20 protein-coding genes are annotated in these 13,659 nt (G+C 56.7%); 8 read left to right on the top strand and 12 right to left on the bottom strand.

From position 1 onward, the window contains the following. Nucleotides 1-183: 183 nt before the first annotated feature. The gene (locus ACZ5A6_RS07515) at nt 184-432 is read left to right on the top strand and encodes a BON domain-containing protein (protein WP_003515953.1); all 249 of its coding nucleotides are present in this window, start codon (nt 184-186) and stop codon (nt 430-432) included. A gap of 59 nt (nt 433-491) precedes the next feature. Here ACZ5A6_RS07515 and ACZ5A6_RS07510 read toward each other — a convergent pair whose 3' ends face one another. After that, nucleotides 492-977, bottom strand: coding sequence for a DUF192 domain-containing protein (locus ACZ5A6_RS07510; RefSeq protein WP_464110884.1), 486 nt, complete (start codon nt 975-977; stop codon nt 492-494). Beyond that, nucleotides 977-1,555 carry a cold-shock protein gene (locus ACZ5A6_RS07505; RefSeq protein WP_013636345.1) on the bottom strand — a complete coding sequence of 193 codons (579 nt, stop codon included), beginning with the start codon at nt 1,553-1,555 and terminating at the stop codon, nt 977-979. Before ACZ5A6_RS07505 ends, ACZ5A6_RS07510 begins: the two co-directional genes overlap by 1 nt. A 190-nt stretch (nt 1,556-1,745) precedes the next feature. Between ACZ5A6_RS07505 and ACZ5A6_RS07500 the strand changes: the two genes are divergently transcribed. From ACZ5A6_RS07500 to ACZ5A6_RS07490, 3 genes are all read left to right on the top strand, one after another. Further along, nucleotides 1,746-2,186, top strand: coding sequence for a VOC family protein (locus ACZ5A6_RS07500; RefSeq protein ID WP_464110883.1), 441 nt, complete (start codon nt 1,746-1,748; stop codon nt 2,184-2,186). 157 nt (nt 2,187-2,343) lie between these two features. After that, nucleotides 2,344-3,600: a YcbK family protein gene (locus ACZ5A6_RS07495; protein ID WP_333703720.1), complete on the top strand. Its 1,257-nt coding sequence runs from the start codon at nt 2,344-2,346 to the stop codon at nt 3,598-3,600. A 143-nt stretch (nt 3,601-3,743) separates the two neighbouring features. After that, a complete protein-coding gene (locus ACZ5A6_RS07490; protein ID WP_174061127.1) occupies nt 3,744-4,487 on the top strand; it encodes a glycosyltransferase family 25 protein in 744 nt (247 codons plus the stop codon). An 11-nt stretch (nt 4,488-4,498) separates the two neighbouring features. Here the strand turns inward: ACZ5A6_RS07490 and ACZ5A6_RS07485 are convergent, their stop codons facing one another. The 10 genes from ACZ5A6_RS07485 to ACZ5A6_RS07440 all read right to left on the bottom strand — a co-directional run bounded on the left by ACZ5A6_RS07485 (nt 4,499) and on the right by ACZ5A6_RS07440 (nt 11,502). Then, nucleotides 4,499-4,978: a pyridoxamine 5'-phosphate oxidase family protein gene (locus tag ACZ5A6_RS07485; protein ID WP_333703719.1), complete on the bottom strand. Its 480-nt coding sequence runs from the start codon at nt 4,976-4,978 to the stop codon at nt 4,499-4,501. Between the two features lie 557 nt (nt 4,979-5,535). Further along, nucleotides 5,536-6,117 (bottom strand): DUF1003 domain-containing protein, encoded by a 582-nt coding sequence (locus ACZ5A6_RS07480; RefSeq protein ID WP_003515941.1) that lies wholly within the window; start codon nt 6,115-6,117, stop codon nt 5,536-5,538. 511 nt (nt 6,118-6,628) lie between these two features. Continuing rightward, nucleotides 6,629-7,678: a tyrosine-type recombinase/integrase gene (locus ACZ5A6_RS07475; protein WP_464110882.1), complete on the bottom strand. Its 1,050-nt coding sequence runs from the start codon at nt 7,676-7,678 to the stop codon at nt 6,629-6,631. Beyond that, on the bottom strand, nt 7,668-7,910 hold the full coding sequence (locus tag ACZ5A6_RS07470) for a helix-turn-helix transcriptional regulator (protein ID WP_464110881.1): 243 nt from the start codon (nt 7,908-7,910) through the stop codon (nt 7,668-7,670). Before ACZ5A6_RS07470 ends, ACZ5A6_RS07475 begins: the two co-directional genes overlap by 11 nt. 1 nt (nt 7,911) lies before the next feature. Then, nucleotides 7,912-8,718, bottom strand: coding sequence for a hypothetical protein (locus ACZ5A6_RS07465; protein WP_464110880.1), 807 nt, complete (start codon nt 8,716-8,718; stop codon nt 7,912-7,914). Beyond that, nucleotides 8,715-8,927, bottom strand: a complete 213-nt coding sequence (locus ACZ5A6_RS07460) for a hypothetical protein (RefSeq protein WP_464110879.1) — start codon at nt 8,925-8,927, stop codon at nt 8,715-8,717. Before ACZ5A6_RS07460 ends, ACZ5A6_RS07465 begins: the two co-directional genes overlap by 4 nt. A gap of 32 nt (nt 8,928-8,959) precedes the next feature. After that, entirely contained in the window at nt 8,960-9,097 is a 138-nt protein-coding gene (locus tag ACZ5A6_RS07455; RefSeq protein WP_464110878.1) for a hypothetical protein, read from the bottom strand. Next, nucleotides 9,094-9,450: a hypothetical protein gene (locus ACZ5A6_RS07450; RefSeq protein WP_464110877.1), complete on the bottom strand. Its 357-nt coding sequence runs from the start codon at nt 9,448-9,450 to the stop codon at nt 9,094-9,096. Before ACZ5A6_RS07450 ends, ACZ5A6_RS07455 begins: the two co-directional genes overlap by 4 nt. A gap of 98 nt (nt 9,451-9,548) precedes the next feature. Beyond that, the gene (locus ACZ5A6_RS07445; protein WP_019567222.1) at nt 9,549-10,256 is read right to left on the bottom strand and encodes a LexA family transcriptional regulator; all 708 of its coding nucleotides are present in this window, start codon (nt 10,254-10,256) and stop codon (nt 9,549-9,551) included. A gap of 643 nt (nt 10,257-10,899) precedes the next feature. After that, nucleotides 10,900-11,502: a hypothetical protein gene (locus tag ACZ5A6_RS07440; RefSeq protein ID WP_464110876.1), complete on the bottom strand. Its 603-nt coding sequence runs from the start codon at nt 11,500-11,502 to the stop codon at nt 10,900-10,902. A gap of 103 nt (nt 11,503-11,605) precedes the next feature. Between ACZ5A6_RS07440 and ACZ5A6_RS07435 the strand changes: the two genes are divergently transcribed. From ACZ5A6_RS07435 to ACZ5A6_RS07420, 4 genes are read left to right on the top strand one after another with little or no spacing between them, the layout of a single operon-like run. Beyond that, on the top strand, nt 11,606-11,950 hold the full coding sequence (locus ACZ5A6_RS07435) for a hypothetical protein (protein WP_464110875.1): 345 nt from the start codon (nt 11,606-11,608) through the stop codon (nt 11,948-11,950). Next, nucleotides 11,947-12,195, top strand: coding sequence for a hypothetical protein (locus ACZ5A6_RS07430; RefSeq protein ID WP_464110874.1), 249 nt, complete (start codon nt 11,947-11,949; stop codon nt 12,193-12,195). Before ACZ5A6_RS07435 ends, ACZ5A6_RS07430 begins: the two co-directional genes overlap by 4 nt. Next, a complete protein-coding gene (locus ACZ5A6_RS07425) occupies nt 12,192-12,473 on the top strand; it encodes a hypothetical protein (protein ID WP_464110873.1) in 282 nt (93 codons plus the stop codon). Before ACZ5A6_RS07430 ends, ACZ5A6_RS07425 begins: the two co-directional genes overlap by 4 nt. Further along, nucleotides 12,473-13,621 carry a hypothetical protein gene (locus tag ACZ5A6_RS07420; RefSeq protein WP_464110872.1) on the top strand — a complete coding sequence of 383 codons (1,149 nt, stop codon included), beginning with the start codon at nt 12,473-12,475 and terminating at the stop codon, nt 13,619-13,621. The genes ACZ5A6_RS07425 and ACZ5A6_RS07420 overlap by 1 nt, the downstream gene beginning before the upstream one ends. The last annotated feature ends 38 nt before the right edge of the window (nt 13,622-13,659 follow it).

Below are 13,659 nucleotides of genomic sequence, written 5' to 3'. Positions count from 1 at the left end.
TGACGGCAGATTTCACTCCCATGCGCGAAATGCTCACCTCACGAAATGGTTCCCGATCACCTAAAATGTGATCGGGCAGGGGGTTCCAATTTGCCAAGATGAATGGAAGATGAACGAATTGATGAACCGGAGATGAACAAAACCGTGATTCGGGCGTTGTAATAGCCAAGAAGGAGAACGCACATGTTCAATTTGTCAGGCATTCAGGAAAGCTTCTTTGGAGACCGCATGGCGGGTGTATGCGAGGCCATCACCTCTGCACTGGCTTTCGAAAACGGTCTCGAGAAGTCGCGGATTTCCGCAACCGTCGAAAATGACGTTATCTATCTTGAAGGGACGGCGGATTCGGTCGAGGCAATCGACATTGCCATCAATCTTGCCGCATCTATTTCCAATTGCCGGATTTTGAGCCATATCGAGCCGGTCTACTGAGATCTTGCCGGCCGGGCGAAACGTCGTCCGGCCTTTTCAGACGCAGTAACGCGGCAATGTCATTTCCGGTTGCCGATTTGTGCACTGCGAACCACATCGCCCGGTTTGATGCCGTAGCGTTTGGCAGTGCCGCCATTCAGTTCAAGCACGAATTTGACCGACCCACGGGAGCTGATGATCGCTTCCGAGTGTGGCACGGCGTTCTCGTGGATATGGGTTATGCGCCCGTCCCGGGCGATGAACAGCATGTCGAGCGGAATGAGAGTATTCCTCATCCACATGGCCACATCCCGCTCCTTGCCGAAATCGAACAGCATACCGCTTCCAAGCGGCATTGACTTGCGAAACATAAGGCCCTGTTCGCGCTGGTCGTTGTCCAGCGCCAGTTCCGCAACAAATTCGTGGGTTTCTCCGGAGGCGGTCTCTATCGTCAGCGGTTCGGATTGAAACGTCTGCTGCTGTTGAGCCTGTGCTGCGCTTGAGAGCGTGAAAAAAAGAAGCGCCAGAACGGCGCTCTTCATCAAGTTGCGAAACACAGCGGCCATCAGTGCGACATCCCGATCGGGGCCGGGTTGTCGGGGTGGATTTCCGCCGCCATCAAACCCTTGTCGCCATCGCCGAAGCGCACCAGCACCACCTGGCCCGGACGCAGTTCAGTGAGGCCGAAGCGGCGCAGCGTCTCCATATGCACGAAAATATCTTCAGTGCCTTCGCCGCGCGTCAAGAAGCCGAAACCCTTGGTGCGGTTGAACCACTTGACGATTGCACGCTCAAGCCCGCTTGATGGCGTGACCTGCACATGGGTGCGCACCGGCGGCAGCTGCGACGGGTGAACGGCGGTGGACTGATCCATCGACAGGATCCGGAAGGCCTGAAAGCCGCGGTCACGCCGCTGGATGAGGGCAACGATGCGTGTACCCTCGAGAATGGTCTGATACCCATCGCGGCGCAGGCAGGAGACATGCAGCAGCACGTCCTGCATGCCGTTGTCAGGCACGATAAAGCCGAAACCCTTGGCAACGTCGAACCATTTCACCGCGCCGGTGATTTCGGTCAGGTCCACGGCATCGGCCGAAAGGTCCTCGACATCGACTATCGTTTTCGATGACATCCTATCAGCCATATCCTGCCAACCCCTCGATTACGCGCCACACACCGGTCAACTGATTCCTGTGTACCAGATTAACATCTTGGTAACGGTTCCACGCAAGCCCTAGTTTTTGATTTGCGTAGCTGCTTTTATGTCGCCGTCCTTGTCCGGGGCTTGCGATCATGCGTTTATGGCCCGGAAAAGCGTATTGGAGAGGAAGAAAATGCGGTATCTGCACACGATGGTTCGCGTCAAAGACCTTGGCGAATCAATGAAATTCTATTGCGACCTGATGGGTCTCGAGGAAATACGCCGGATCGAAAACGAAAAAGGCCGTTTCACTCTGGTTTTTCTTGCAGCGCGCGACGATATCTCTGCGGCGCGGGAAAAACAGGCGCCTTCCCTTGAGCTCACCTACAATTGGGACACCGAAGATTACACCGGCGGCCGCAATTTCGGGCACCTGGCCTATGAGGTCGACAATATTTACGACTTCTGCGCCCACCTTCAGCAAAATGGCGTCGTGATCAACCGGCCGCCGCGTGACGGTCACATGGCCTTCGTTCGTTCGCCCGACGGTATTTCTTTCGAAATCTTGCAGAAGGGCGAAAGCCTCGCGCCAGCCGAACCGTGGATATCTATGCAGAATACGGGTTCCTGGTAGGGGTTTTCCCGACCAGAAGCGACGATTTCGGTCACTCTTGCCTTGTCCGGATGGGTTGAGGCATAGTCCGCGAATCGAAACGGCATGTCCTGTTTTGAAAAAGCAGACGATTCCGTTCCCGTGCTGCTGTTGTAAATGCAAGATACGGAGGCCACCCATGAAAGCTGTCGATAGCGCGAAAGGACGCGTTGCCTGTCAGCGTCTTGTTGTCGCGGTTTCGTTGCTCGGGCTTGCCGGATGCGTTTCAGCGGTGACGGATGACGACATGGCTGCCAATAGCAAAAAGCCGGCGATTTCCGCCGAGCAGAAGGCGCAGGCGGCATCGGCGGTTCATAATCCGGCCGCCAAACAGCAGCAGGGGCATTACGTGGATCCCGCCGTGGCCTCCGCAACCGGCGGGGCCGTTGCGGCCCAGCCGCAGGCGCCCGGTGGCCCAGCACAAGGCTACGGTGCCGCCGCCGATATTGGCGGCCTGACGACGCAGCCGACGGCGATTTCCGCGGGTACATCAAGCATATATTCAAGCAGACCTGCCGTTGCGGCGGGGGCTACAGCCACAGCGGGTGCACCTTCCCAGGGTATCGCGCCCGCCGTCAGCAGCGTCTACTCGGCACCAGTGCAGGCGACACAGCCGCAACCGGTATCCGCAACGGGACAAGTGCCGACTGCCGTGCCGGTACCGGCAGAACAGCACAGCGAAAACCGTCAGGCGGTTCCCGTACCAGCGCCGCAAAATGCGTCGGAACAGCTCGCAGTTGCTTCAGCGCAGTCTTCTGGAGCCGGGAAACGGGCAGGCGAGGGGCAGGAAAGTGAGGGCACAGTCGTGCCGCTGGCAGCTTTCTTCGCCGGTGCGGCCAAGAAGCGCCTTCCGAAAATGATCGAAAACGGTACGGCGGAGAATACGCAGGTTGCGGCGCTCTCCGGCGGGTCGGACAGGACGATGGGTATAGCGCTTTCCGGCCGTTCGATGATGTCTGACGAATTCGACGATGCGCATCTCGAAGACGAGGATGACCAGCCGGCCGGACTGATGAAGCTTGCCTCGCTCTCCGGCCTCACCCGAGTTTCTCCGAACGGGCTTTTCCTGCAGACCGATCATGTTGAAGTCGGTTGTTTCAAGCCGGAACTGGTGCGCATGATCAAGGATGTCGAGCGCCACTACAACAGCCCGGCCATCGTCACCTCGGGTTATCGCCCGCCAAAGGGCATAAGGCAGGGTTCCAAGCACTACACCTGCGATGCAGCCGACATCCAGATCAAGGGCGTTTCCAAATGGGAGCTTGCGTCCTATCTGCGCTCGATGCCTCAACGTGGTGGTGTAGGCACCTATTGCCACACCGAGTCGGTTCACATGGATACGGGCGAAGCCAGAGACTGGAACTGGCGCTGCCGCCGCACCGCCCCGCGTAAATAATCTCGCGCCGCATTCTCGAACCATCAAAGCTTGCGCGTTGCTCGCCTGAAATTCTGCCGGCGTAGAAATCACGGCATGCAGACAGGGTGCGCCACATGCTGTAGGAGACGGTTTCCCGACCCTATGCGCATGGTGCTTTCCGAATGCTGCCTATATCCGCTTTTCCCGTTTACATCATCTCCATCGCCAGAGCGCACGCCCGTCTTGAAAAGATGCTGAACGGAGCATCAGGTCTTGGGCTGGATTTGCGCCCGGTGGAAGGTGTTGACGGTAAGACCATTCCCGCTGCCGAATGGACGGATTTTAACAGGCGCGGCTTTGAGCTTCGCAACGGCCGTCATGCCTTGCCTGGGGAGTATGGCTGTTATGCCAGCCATATCAAGGCACTGGAGATATTCCTCGCCACGGATGCGCCGGTTGCCGTGATCGTTGAGGATGATGTTGCCTTCACGCCTGACTTCTCCGATCGGGTCAAGGCAATGGTCGCGATCATGCCTGAGAATTCCATCGTAAAGCTGACCAATCACCGCCACAGAGGTTTCAGAGCTAGGAAGACCAGCGCTCTCGGAGACAAGCTGGGGCGCTGCATATACGGGCCACAGGGATCGTCGGCCTGCTATATCATCTCACGCGGTGGAGCGGAGGAGTTTCTGAAGGCGGCAAGGGTGATGACGCTGCCTTTCGACCGGGCGCTGGAATGCGGCTGGGGTTACGGCACGCATGTCTACGTCACCGAAAAGGATTTTCTGCCTTTCGGCGATCCAGACACGCTGGTCGGCACGCGCGCGGAATATCGCGGCAGCAAATTTGCCCGGTTGAACCGGGTGCCAGCCTATCTCTCCAGTTTTTATGACAATATTGCGCGGTATGTGTACGCCTATCTGTAGAGGGAGGCCGCTTAACGCACGAAATCTTCCCTCTGGACCGCTTTGCGGCCCGTGAGGCTTTCTTTTTGGATGCTGAAGAAAATCGGCTTGGTGGAGTCTGTTCCAGTTTCGTGGGGATGGATCGTTGAGCCTCCCGGCTCCCACCAGTTCGGGTGTTTCTGGATCAGAGACCAGGCGTAGATCCGCTCGCTTTGCCATTGTTCGTTATCTTCAAGCTCCTGATAGAGGCCATGGAGAATTACGCTTGTCCATGTGCTGGTGTTTTTGACCTCATCGACCTGAAGGCAAACATGAGGGTTCAGGCGCATATTCTCTATCTTGGCTCCCAACATCGAGAAGCTGTAGACTCCACCCTCGTGAAACACGAAATGGATCGGCACCACATAGGGCCTGTCATGATCGATACAGGCAAGATGCCCGAAGCTCATCCGGGAAAGGAATGCGATGCATTCCGCCGATGTCATTTCTTCCAGATGGACACTTGACGCCATGATGATCACTCCGTTCTGGGCAGGCGACAACGATCATCTGATCGCGCCGCCTTCATTTTCCCATCTCTCGACAGCCGGGCTTCCGGATTTTTGGGTAGACTGCAATATGTCCCGGTTCTTATGGTGAGGAGCCGACGCAGCCGGGATTGGTTTACGCCTGCCGGAACCACCTCGAATGGCGGCGATCAGAACTCGCCTGCACGCGCCGAGTTTCGACGAACCGCATAACGTTGCAGCACCTTTTTCAAGCCTGTCGATCGCCTTGACGAGCAGGGGCCCACGATCTGGATCGACATTTCGTTTTCGATTGGTGGAAGACATTTCGTCCTCCTTTGGTTGGGGCCAAGGCAGATGCACCTTTACACAACAGCGCCCGCTTCAAATGCTGCCATTGATTTATTCTGCGCTCTATATGAGGGATGCGCAAGCACATAGCTTGTCTGGAAACCATCTCTGAAGTGCTGCAGCTGCTACTGTACGACCGGCACACAAAGCGTGTTCCGTTGCACATGGAATCGGCGCGCGGGCGCGATTTTCCGTATTTTGTCGTAAATTTTCTAGCCTGTTTGTTTCAGCACGAGTTTTGTCAAAAGGTCGATCTGCTGCTGCTGTTTATCGACGAGGGCTTTCAGCTCGATAGAGCGCATCCGATCGAACTTATCGTGCAGCGCCATGATTTCGATCTCTGCCTTCAGATTGACCTCGTAGTCATGTGCGGCGTCGATTCGATCCTTGGCCGCATGGCGGTTCTGGCTCATCATGATCACCGGCGCCTGAACCGCTGCGAGCATGGATAAGATGAGATTGAGGAAAATGAACGGGTAGGGATCGAAGGCGTTCGAAGCCGCGATGATGTTTGCGCTCAGCCATATCGCAAGCAAAGCCGCAAATATAAGGATAAAGGTCCAGGAACCACCGAATTTGGCAACCGCATCCGCAAGCCGCTGGCCGGGCGTCAGTCTCTCGTCGAAAACCGCATTCGCGTCCGCCGAGATGGTGCGCCTTGCTGCAAGACGACGAAATATTGCTTTTTCCCTGTCCGGTAGCAGCTCAAGCGGTTTCCCCAGATAACGGCTCGCTCCCTCCGCCAGGTCCTGAGGTATGAGCATGTCACTGTCGTCTTCGATATGGGTTGCCATTGCTCTTTCTCCCTTGGCTCGCGCCAATCCGACAACCGCCTCCGGACCGAAGGCCGCCCCTACACGGATCAGGTATTAGCATACGCCACCGTACCATGCTTTGCATTGAGCGGCCTTATCGGCCGGTTCGCGAGCCAGGGGACGGCGTGTCAGGGAGGGCGGCGATTTGCGTTCTTCTGGGAGGCAGTTTCAGGGACGAGGTCTGTCGTAACGCAACTTCATGTCACGCGGCGCAAGCGCATATCGTTACCGCCAGCGAACATATCGATGGGCATTATGCGTCTTAACTTACTGATATCTTTAATGAAGGTGGTGAGAGCGCAGGGATTCGAACCCTGGACCTACTGATTAAAAGTCAGGCTTTTATGTAATGTTTTTAAACCGCTTAATTTCAAACCGCATCTTATAACGTACATCGAGTTTCAAAGACTTACAGTAAGTCTGCAAACTGAAAAAGCGACTGAGTTTTTCAGTCACCTTACAGTACGGTTACATTCAGGGTTGCGTCAAGCTACTTCTTTTTGCCCTGATAATCCTCCAACTTGGCGATGGCTTGTTCGGCTAGTTCAGCTCGTCCGCCCAGATAGTGAGCGTCAAGGATAGCGTCGACGTCGCGCAAGCTGTGGCCGGTGATGGACGCGATTTGGCTGTTGTTGCAGCCTGCCATGGCCAGACGCGTGACCGCAGTTCCGCGTAGATCGTGGAACGTTAGGTCATCGATGCCAGCCTTTGCTTTTGTTTTCTGGAACGATGTGTCGAAGCCATCCGACGTCCAAGGGATCTTCTTTTTCGTGTTGGTGAGAATCACCGTCGACCGTCGCGGCATCGCGTCCAAAATCTGTTTCAGTTCGTTGCCGCAAGGTATTTTGACGCGCGCGCCGGTCTTGCTCTGCTTCACCTTGATGGTCTTGCCGTCGTAGTCGCTCCATGGGGCAACCAGCAGGTCGCCTTTGCGCTGGCCAGTCCACAGGGCGAAGATAACTGCAGCCTTTATCTCCGTCGTCGCAACGGCGAACAGCTTCTGCAAGTGCTCTTCTGTCCAGATGTTTTCGGTGCGGTCGGCGGAATAAAGGCGGCCGCCTTTCTCCGCAATGTTCACTGACAGCCTGCCGCGGTCCTTGCCGAAGGAAAGGATGCGGGCAAGGGTGGTCCACGCATAATCCGCTGTACGAGGCTTGTCGGCCATGCTGTCGCGCCACTTCTTGAGCTCGCCTCGGTAGCGCGGATCCTGGAGCATGAAGAATGGCGCTTTGCCGAACTTCTCTCGAATTAGATCGAGGTACCGGTCATATTCGCGGCGTGTCTTGTCGGCTTTCGATAAGAACTCGGTAGACGCCCTATATTCGGTGATGAGGGCTCCCAACGTTTCACTAGGGTCAACGTGGCGATCCTTCGTCGCATCCGAAAACGCCTTGATCAACATGGGATCGCCCGGCTGCATTGGCTCGCCGCTCTTTGTTTTGAGAAGCGGACCGCCGCGCCAGGCGTAGCAGTAATAGATGGTCTTGCCGCTCGCGAGGGTCTTTTTGACCTTCATCAGCCCTTTGAGCTTAACTCGCATTTTCCCTCATCCATTTCTCATAGGGGTCTTCGTTGTCATTGACTGACAAGCCGCTCAATTCGTCAAGGCGCGCATCGATCGCCTTCTTGTCCCATCTTCTGGTGCCGGCGATCGGCTGCGGCATCTTGAGAGTGGCCACCCACATCGAGAACGTGGACTCGGCTATGCCAAGATATTCCGCAGCCTCCTTGCGGCCGATGAGGCGAGGGGAGTTGTCATTGGCTGGTGACACGTCAGCCCTCCTGCTTTGCGGGTGCTGCGGGGAGAGGTTCAAACCGGCCGTCGTTGAATTCATATTCAGGGCGAATCCACGTCTGACCGTCTTCGCCACGATAGACCACGACCTTTTCATTATCGAGATCGCCATCGACTTGCAGCCGACCGCGTGCCGTCACGGTGTAGGTCGAACCGCGCTTTTTGTGGCGGTATCGTTCTTCCGCCACGTCCTGCACGTGTGCGCAGAGGGCGGAGCGAATGCGGGCCTCGTAGTCGGCTTGAGCGGCCTTCGCGGCATCATCAAACGTCATACGCATATCTGGCGCCGACCACTCAAATCCCTGTCCCCAAGGATGGTCATCCAGAGTTACGTACCATCCGTCTTCGTTAACGGCGGAGTATGTGCCAAAAATCGTTTTGGCGACGTGGCATCCATTGCTTTCCGGTGTGGGGCCGCTCCACTCCAAAGGCTTCATAGCCACGGATGGCGCGGGAGGGGCGGTGTAGAGCGGAATGCAAGGGAAGAATTTTGCCTGATCTTGCGAATACACGATATTAGTCAGCCAAGGTTCGGCGGCTGTCATCTGCTCCCATCTACGAGCAGGCAGCCATGCTACAGGCTCCGCAGGGGACAGGGCGGATTCGAGGGCGGCAAGTGCGGCATGAGCGCGGCGGACGTGGCCGAACGTCATTGGCAGCGGGCCTTCCGTTGTCCAGCCGACACTGTCCTCGTCAGCATCATTCATTTTCAGAGCGCCAGTTTCCTCAGCAACAATGCTGAGGAGTGATCGCAGATCGGAAATGCTTTCGGCGGCGCCCATCATCTTCTCCTCCTATTGTCATTCGCCGCGACCAGTTCACGCAGTTTGGAGGCGATGACGCGATTGCGGCTATCCTTCCTGCGCTCGTGCCATTTGGCGACTGCGACGAGAACGGCCGTCGGTGCGGTTCCGGATGAAAGGTTGGCTACGACTTCAAGACCGTCGCCGGCGTACGGGGCTGGGGTGTAGGTGGTGTCGCGTCTTCTCGACATTTGTGTCTCCTCGGGTGTGGTGGTGGTTGGTGTCAGTGAGCCCAAATCAGCACTGCGGTGATAAAGAGCGACAAAGCCAGAAAACTGGCTATGTCCTTCATCAAGTCGGCATGCTGGGTAAGGATGATCTGCTGGACGGTGGTCGGCTCGGTCGCTGCGGCCACACTCATTCGCCGGCATCCGGCGTCGTGCTGACCTGACCGCAAACGGAGAGGACATCGTAAGTGCCGCCGTGCTCTTTGTGCAGGCGGGCGGCTTCGACCAGAGCTGAATCGTAGGAGGGGTGCTCAAAGGGCCACATGCAGGGACGGATGCGTCCAGTGCTGTCGCCACGGCGGAATACGAAGTGGCCGCCGCCGACTTCCTCGCCGTTACGCGGCTTCTTGGGGAAGCGGCGCATGTACTCAAATTTCGTCTTGGGCTTGCCGTGCTTCTTGGCTTTGTGGTCCGGGCGCTTCATGGGCTCATCGGACTGGGCGGCAACGGCGACGTCGTCAAACTCTTCGGGACGTGGTCTGTACATTGGTAGTCTCCTCTTGTGGTGGCCAGCTTGGTTTGCTGGTTGCAAGAGGAGATATAGACCGATATTGGAATGGCGTCAACCGTTAAACCGGTAAACCGTTATTTTTGGGCGTAATCGATCTTGTGGATGGATACCACGTCATCGCGTGGATACTTTATTTCCATCGGCGGATTGAATTGACAAACCACCAGATAGCTCGGCTCCCACCTTACAAACTCCTTGATAAAGCCTCGAGGAATGCCATCCTCTTCATTTGGGGCTAACTGAACGATGATATCGTCGCCACGCGCTATTGGCTTGGGTGGATTTGTCCAGACGGTTTCGCCCGGCTTATACCTAGGGTACATGCTTTCGCCGTCGACGTACGTTGCGTAAGCCTCGACGACTCCCGCCAGGTGTGGCGGCCTCCACTCCCAGCCCATGACCTGCCCATTAAACTCAAACTCACCGTCTGACCCTCCTTTTGACCTACCCAGCACGGGTACGTCACGCTCCCCGGACGGCGGTTTAGGAGCGGCAATAATGCTGCCAGTACTGATTTGAGGCGCAGTTGCCTGACGCAGAGCAGGGATCATCCGCTCTGTCTTTTCCGATTCTGTCGTTGCCTCGGCCATGAGGTCGAGAAATTCCGATTCGCGCAGGCCAAGAGACACGGCGAGCTTCTGCCAGTTGCGCATCATCGATATCTTCCCCTTCTCCCAATCGGAGACGGTGGTCTGCTGCGCACCAAAAAGGTTGCCGAACGCCTTCTGCGTTAAGCCCATTTCCTTGCGCTTAGACCTTATGATGTCGCTCAGCTTTGCCATGCGTACCGGTATAACGGAAAAATATCGGAAAATAAAACCGGTTTAGAGTTGACACTAAACCGGTAAAACGGTAGAACCAAAATCAACAGCGGCCACACAAGAAGCCGACAGGGCAAAAGACCCCAAGACGAACCTGCAGCATGAAAGGGAATGCGCATGTTTAAGGATTGCGAAAGAAGACGATCGACGACCCAAGCGCTGATCGGCATGAGCGCCATGATGGCGAGAAGAAGATGGGAGCATGAAGCTCCCGACCGCAGAAGAAGATGGCGGCCAGTGACCGGGCCGCCTTAAACGCCAGCAACCAACTGGCGATAACAAAATCAATAATGCCAGAAGGGGAGACGACTATGAGAAAGACCGCAAACGATGACTTCGAAAACTTAGCGCCGGTGGAGCATGAAGCTCTGCCGGCGTTGTCGTGCATGCAGCATAAAACGAAAAGGGGCGTAATGAGCCGGCACCACCCGTAACTCCGCCCCTTCTCCGTACTAACACGCCGAGGAGACCTTCGCCGTAAGGCGGGATCAAAGCGCGTGTTCCATATCCGACACCACATCGGACAGACAATTCCTACACAAATTTGTAGGAATTGTCAAGCGCTATAAGGTTTTACCAAATGCCTTATAACCCTACCAACCTGCTATACCGTCACCACCCGCTCCGAAAGGACGATGACATGGACAGCTTCCACGTTCTTCACCTCAAGCTGCGAACCATCGTAGCGGCCCAACTGAACAGCGCCGTTGCTCATGCCTTCGAATCGCCCGATCCAAGCGAATCCGCCCGAATGCGCGAGCACGTCGTCACCAACGGCTGGCCAGCGGGAAGGGTCAAGCCAAGCTTTCACGCCGACGTGGAAGACGGGCTCCATCACTTTCGTGTCGATGACGATCGCGTACCGGCCTTCGGGAATACGTTTGCGACCGTCGTTGATGGGCTCGAATTTGAATTTGCCGGCCTTGCGGTCGGAGATCTTGCCGTAGGTGCGGGCAACCGTAATAGGCGTGATCGAAGGAGCGGTTTCTGCCGCCTCGCGAGCCATCTCTGCCACGTCATCTTCGGAGACACCCAGGAAGGCAGCAATCGCCGGGAATTGTCTCGGTCTTGGTATGACGCCAGCTTTCCAGGTGCTGAAGGTCTGCTGCGGCACGCCAAGCTCTTCGTAGACAGCGCGATCCTTTACGGCTCTCCGCTTCTGTTCTTTCAGTATCGACTGCAGGAGGCGCGACTTAACTTCAGGCATGCATCCACCTTGGTGAAATCTTGACAAATTTGTAAAAATAGTTTAGTTTCATAACCCTGTCGCTTTGTCAACCACAAGGCGGCCACCACTCAGAGGAGACGACATGACGATTATCACCAGCACGATGCTGGCGGATATGCACGCGCGCCGTGAAAACGGTCAGAGCGTCGCAGATATTGCCGCCAGATACAACGTCAAGCCAATGGCAGCATACCAGCGGCTTCGGCGCACGTACGGCCTGCACAAGCAGCGGGCCCTCATTCCAGCCAACGACAACAATCCCGAACGAGCCACGCACCTGGCGCCGCACAACGGCGGTTGCTCCACGCTTTCCGGCCTTATGCCGGTTTCGCTGCCGCGCGTTCTTGCCGCCGCAAACGACAATGCTGACGATCTGGCGGCAGGGCAGGCGGTCAACGACTACGCGCTGCGTGGGGTGGCGGCATGACCCGGGAGGAGGACTGCACCTACGTGTATTTCAAGGAGAGCGGGAAGTGGAAATACGAAGGACGCGGGTTCTTTCCGACGGCTGACGTTTTCACCGTCCAGCGCGAGCACGTCGTCGCCGAAAACGGCGGCACGCCGGGCATCAGCACTCTCGGTGATGATATGTTTGTAATCATCATCCCTGACGACAATTGCGCTCATCCTTTCGCATATCCACGGATGATCAAGCCGGAGGGTCTCGAATGACCTGCGACTGCGAATTCTTCAATTTCGGCGATCCCGTCCGCAACCGGCAAAACCCTCATCTCACTGGCGTTGTCATCGGCGATCGCAACTGGGGCAGCGAGTACCAGGTGCGCCTTGCCGACGGTGCCTCGACGATCTGGTGGCACGGCTTCGAGATCGAGCACGATCCGGACGGCGAGCCGCCGGCGAAAGAGGATGACGACACAAACGTCGTCAAGGTGGACTTCACACAACGGCGCACGATGACCGCCGAGACAACCACGGAAGGAGCAGCGTGATGGGTGAGCAGAGATTTAAGGTTGGTGACTGGGTTCGCCGCGTAGAGCAAAGCGACTGGCCAGAGCAATACGGCGTGGTTGGTAGCGTCTACAAAGTGCTGGAAGTAACAAGAAATGGCCAGATCGTCGTTATCGCCGGTTCATCGGCAGCTATGGTAACTGCGTTCGAACCCTGGCAGCCGCGCGTTGGCGAGCCGGTTAAGGTGACGGGAAATTATCAGTGGGCAGGTGACGGTGAGGTTACAGAACTGCGCAATTATGGCGCCTTCGTCGTCTTGATGAAGACTGGTCGATTCGCTGGCAAGCCGGGCGGCTTTTACATCCGCGACATCGAGCCCAACCTCTCCACAGAGACTCCCGCAAAGTCCGTCACACTCAAGCTCGAGGCCGGCAAGTTCTACAAGACGCGCGACGGCCGGAAGGTCGGGCCGATGGTCGAAGACAAATGGCACGATCGCCGCTACGGCTGGACAGTTGCGCACGAATTCAACGCCGAATACGGTAAGGCGTGGCGCGGAGATGGAACGTTCCATCCTGACGTTGGCACGCAACATGGTGCTGACCTCATCGCCGAATGGATCGACGAGCCAGCCGCTAAGGCCAGCAACGATAACACCACGCCGAAATTCAAGGTTGGCGATCGGGTGCGCGTCGTGAAGCATTGCAATTACAAGGGCGAAAGCATTCCTCTCGCTCTCCCTGTTGGCTCTGAGCACACCATTGTTAAGGTGGGTGATTGCCTTTCGTACCTTGGTTGCGACACATACGAACTGTCTGGGGGCGGCTTAAACTTCTACGTTGCGCAGAAACTAGAACTGATCGTCCACGTCACCACCACCATCGTCGCCCTCATCGAAAACGGCCAGCCCAAGCCATCCTCAACGCCGCATGTACACACGTCCACCAGCGCAGCCGAGAAGGAAGCCAAGCGCCTTGCTGCAAAATACAAAGGCAAGCAGTTTGGCGTGTTCACGCTGACCGCCACGCATGAAGAGGCCGCGCCGGTCTATGACCACAAGTGGCAAAACATGGCAGCGCTGGGCCTCAAGATCGATGCGATCAAGGAGCTGCGCGCTGTTGCCGGCCTTACTTTGAAGGGTGCCAAAGACGCCGTCGAGGCATGGATCGAATACGAGAACGCAGCCTAACCAGCGCCAGCGGCTGGCTACCAACCAGCCGCACTTCA

This window comes from Agrobacterium sp. 6Ca8 (genome assembly GCF_055382765.1).
This window is presented reverse-complemented; position numbering and strand designations above follow the sequence as displayed.

What these genes read in the sequence shown, in the direction of transcription:
- ACZ5A6_RS07515 (WP_003515953.1), top strand. Translation starts at nt 184, where the DNA reads ATGTTCAATTTGTCAGGCATTCAGGAAAGCTTCTTTGGAGACCGCATG.
- ACZ5A6_RS07510 (WP_464110884.1), bottom strand. Translation starts at nt 977, where the DNA reads ATGGCCGCTGTGTTTCGCAACTTGATGAAGAGCGCCGTTCTGGCGCTT.
- ACZ5A6_RS07505 (WP_013636345.1), bottom strand. Translation starts at nt 1,555, where the DNA reads ATGGCTGATAGGATGTCATCGAAAACGATAGTCGATGTCGAGGACCTT.
- ACZ5A6_RS07500 (WP_464110883.1), top strand. Translation starts at nt 1,746, where the DNA reads ATGCGGTATCTGCACACGATGGTTCGCGTCAAAGACCTTGGCGAATCA.
- ACZ5A6_RS07495 (WP_333703720.1), top strand. Translation starts at nt 2,344, where the DNA reads ATGAAAGCTGTCGATAGCGCGAAAGGACGCGTTGCCTGTCAGCGTCTT.
- ACZ5A6_RS07490 (WP_174061127.1), top strand. Translation starts at nt 3,744, where the DNA reads ATGCTGCCTATATCCGCTTTTCCCGTTTACATCATCTCCATCGCCAGA.
- ACZ5A6_RS07485 (WP_333703719.1), bottom strand. Translation starts at nt 4,978, where the DNA reads ATGGCGTCAAGTGTCCATCTGGAAGAAATGACATCGGCGGAATGCATC.
- ACZ5A6_RS07480 (WP_003515941.1), bottom strand. Translation starts at nt 6,117, where the DNA reads ATGGCAACCCATATCGAAGACGACAGTGACATGCTCATACCTCAGGAC.
- ACZ5A6_RS07475 (WP_464110882.1), bottom strand. Translation starts at nt 7,678, where the DNA reads ATGCGAGTTAAGCTCAAAGGGCTGATGAAGGTCAAAAAGACCCTCGCG.
- ACZ5A6_RS07465 (WP_464110880.1), bottom strand. Translation starts at nt 8,718, where the DNA reads ATGATGGGCGCCGCCGAAAGCATTTCCGATCTGCGATCACTCCTCAGC.
- ACZ5A6_RS07460 (WP_464110879.1), bottom strand. Translation starts at nt 8,927, where the DNA reads ATGTCGAGAAGACGCGACACCACCTACACCCCAGCCCCGTACGCCGGC.
- ACZ5A6_RS07455 (WP_464110878.1), bottom strand. Translation starts at nt 9,097, where the DNA reads ATGAGTGTGGCCGCAGCGACCGAGCCGACCACCGTCCAGCAGATCATC.
- ACZ5A6_RS07450 (WP_464110877.1), bottom strand. Translation starts at nt 9,450, where the DNA reads ATGTACAGACCACGTCCCGAAGAGTTTGACGACGTCGCCGTTGCCGCC.
- ACZ5A6_RS07445 (WP_019567222.1), bottom strand. Translation starts at nt 10,256, where the DNA reads ATGGCAAAGCTGAGCGACATCATAAGGTCTAAGCGCAAGGAAATGGGC.
- ACZ5A6_RS07440 (WP_464110876.1), bottom strand. Translation starts at nt 11,502, where the DNA reads ATGCCTGAAGTTAAGTCGCGCCTCCTGCAGTCGATACTGAAAGAACAG.
- ACZ5A6_RS07435 (WP_464110875.1), top strand. Translation starts at nt 11,606, where the DNA reads ATGACGATTATCACCAGCACGATGCTGGCGGATATGCACGCGCGCCGT.
- ACZ5A6_RS07430 (WP_464110874.1), top strand. Translation starts at nt 11,947, where the DNA reads ATGACCCGGGAGGAGGACTGCACCTACGTGTATTTCAAGGAGAGCGGG.
- ACZ5A6_RS07425 (WP_464110873.1), top strand. Translation starts at nt 12,192, where the DNA reads ATGACCTGCGACTGCGAATTCTTCAATTTCGGCGATCCCGTCCGCAAC.
- ACZ5A6_RS07420 (WP_464110872.1), top strand. Translation starts at nt 12,473, where the DNA reads ATGGGTGAGCAGAGATTTAAGGTTGGTGACTGGGTTCGCCGCGTAGAG.